This window comes from Cytobacillus sp. SAFR-174 (assembly GCF_051964675.1).
In the GTDB taxonomy this organism is placed as follows: Bacteria; Bacillota; Bacilli; order Bacillales; family Cytobacillaceae; genus Cytobacillus.
In genome coordinates, this window is record NZ_JBQCMZ010000044.1 from 1 (window position 1) to 2,781 (window position 2,781).

1 rRNA gene is annotated in these 2,781 nt (G+C 53.5%); it reads left to right on the forward strand.

The annotated features are described in order from the left end of the window. Positions 1 to 2,779, forward strand: a 23S ribosomal RNA gene (locus tag ACTHRG_RS23460); the annotation flags it as partial. Positions 2,780 to 2,781 lie beyond the last annotated feature (2 nt).

A 2,781-nucleotide genomic window follows, 5' to 3' on the forward strand; every position in this document is an offset into this window, starting at 1 on the left:
CTGAATACATAGGGTATGGAAGGCAGACCCGGGGAACTGAAACATCTAAGTACCCGGAGGAAGAGAAAGCAAACGCGATTCCCTGAGTAGCGGCGAGCGAAACGGGATTAGCCCAAACCAGGAGGCTTGCCTCCTGGGGTTGTAGGACACTCTATACGGAGTTACAAAGGAACGAGGTAAATGAACAGGTCTGGAAAGGCCGGCCAGAGAAGGTAAAAGCCCTGTAGTTGAAACTTCGTTCCCTCCAGAGTGGATCCTGAGTACGGCGGGACACGAGAAATCCCGTCGGAAGCAGGGAGGACCATCTCCCAAGGCTAAATACTCCCTAGTGACCGATAGTGAACCAGTACCGTGAGGGAAAGGTGAAAAGCACCCCGGAAGGGGAGTGAAAGAGATCCTGAAACCGTGTGCCTACAAGTAGTTAGAGCCCGTTAATGGGTGATAGCGTGCCTTTTGTAGAATGAACCGGCGAGTTACGATTACATGCGAGGTTAAGTTGATAAGACGGAGCCGCAGCGAAAGCGAGTCTGAATAGGGCGAATGAGTATGTGGTCGTAGACCCGAAACCAGGTGATCTACCCATGTCCAGGGTGAAGTCCAGGTAACACTGGATGGAGGCCCGAACCCACGCACGTTGAAAAGTGCGGGGATGAGGTGTGGGTAGCGGAGAAATTCCAATCGAACTTGGAGATAGCTGGTTCTCTCCGAAATAGCTTTAGGGCTAGCCTCATGTAGTAAGAGTCTTGGAGGTAGAGCACTGTTTGGACTAGGGGCCCCCATCGGGTTACCGAATTCAGACAAACTCCGAATGCCAAAGACTTATCCATGGGAGTCAGACTGCGAGTGATAAGATCCGTAGTCAAGAGGGAAACAGCCCAGACCACCAGCTAAGGTCCCAAAGTATACGTTAAGTGGAAAAGGATGTGGAGTTGCTTAGACAACCAGGATGTTGGCTTAGAAGCAGCCACCATTTAAAGAGTGCGTAATAGCTCACTGGTCGAGTGACTCCGCGCCGAAAATGTACCGGGGCTAAACGTATCACCGAAGCTGTGGATTGACATCTTCCGATGTCAGTGGTAGGAGAGCGTTCTAAGGGCGTTGAAGCCAGACCGCAAGGACTGGTGGAGCGCTTAGAAGTGAGAATGCCGGTATGAGTAGCGAAAGATGGGTGAGAATCCCATCCACCGAATGCCTAAGGTTTCCTGAGGAAGGCTCGTCCGCTCAGGGTTAGTCGGGACCTAAGCCGAGGCTGAAAAGCGTAGGCGATGGACAACAGGTTGATATTCCTGTACCACCTCTTTACCGTTTGAGCAATGGGGGGACGCAGGAGGATAGGGTAAGCGCGCTGCTGGATTAGCGCGTCCAAGCAGTTAGGCCGGTAACGAGGCAAATCCCGTTACCACACAGGCTGAGCTGTGACGGCGAGGGAAATTTAGTACCGAAGTTCCTGATTCCACACTGCCAAGAAAAGCCTCTAGCGAGGGAAAAGGTGCCCGTACCGCAAACCGACACAGGTAGGCGAGGAGAGAATCCTAAGGTGAGCGAGAGAACTCTCGTTAAGGAACTCGGCAAAATGACCCCGTAACTTCGGGAGAAGGGGTGCTCATTAGGGTGAATAGCCCTGATGAGCCGCAGTGAATAGGCCCAGGCGACTGTTTAGCAAAAACACAGGTCTCTGCGAAGCCGCAAGGCGAAGTATAGGGGCTGACGCCTGCCCGGTGCTGGAAGGTTAAGAGGAGAGGTTAGCGCAAGCGAAGCTTTGAATCGAAGCCCCAGTAAACGGCGGCCGTAACTATAACGGTCCTAAGGTAGCGAAATTCCTTGTCGGGTAAGTTCCGACCCGCACGAAAGGCGTAACGATCTGGGCACTGTCTCAACGAGAGACTCGGTGAAATTATAGTACCTGTGAAGATGCAGGTTACCCGCGACAGGACGGAAAGACCCCGTGGAGCTTTACTGTAGCCTGATATTGAATTTTGGTACAGCTTGTACAGGATAGGTAGGAGCCTGAGAAGCCGGAGCGCCAGCTTCGGTGGAGGCGTCGGTGGGATACTACCCTGGCTGTATTGAAATTCTAACCCGCGCCCCTGATCGGGGCGGGAGACAGTGTCAGGTGGGCAGTTTGACTGGGGCGGTCGCCTCCTAAAAAGTAACGGAGGCGCCCAAAGGTTCCCTCAGAATGGTTGGAAATCATTCGCAGAGTGTAAAGGCACAAGGGAGCTTGACTGCGAGACCTACAAGTCGAGCAGGGACGAAAGTCGGGCTTAGTGATCCGGTGGTTCCGCATGGAAGGGCCATCGCTCAACGGATAAAAGCTACCCCGGGGATAACAGGCTTATCTCCCCCAAGAGTCCACATCGACGGGGAGGTTTGGCACCTCGATGTCGGCTCATCGCATCCTGGGGCTGTAGTCGGTCCCAAGGGTTGGGCTGTTCGCCCATTAAAGCGGTACGCGAGCTGGGTTCAGAACGTCGTGAGACAGTTCGGTCCCTATCCGTCGTGGGCGCAGGAAATTTGAGAGGAGCTGTCCTTAGTACGAGAGGACCGGGATGGACGCACCGCTGGTGTACCAGTTGTCTTGCCAAAGGCATCGCTGGGTAGCTATGTGCGGAAGGGATAAGTGCTGAAAGCATCTAAGCATGAAGCCCCCCTCGAGATGAGATTTCCCATAGCGTCAAGCTAGTAAGATCCCTGAAAGATGATCAGGTTGATAGGTCAGAGGTGGAAGCGTGGCGACATGTGGAGCTGACTGATACTAATCGATCGAGGACTTAACCAAGT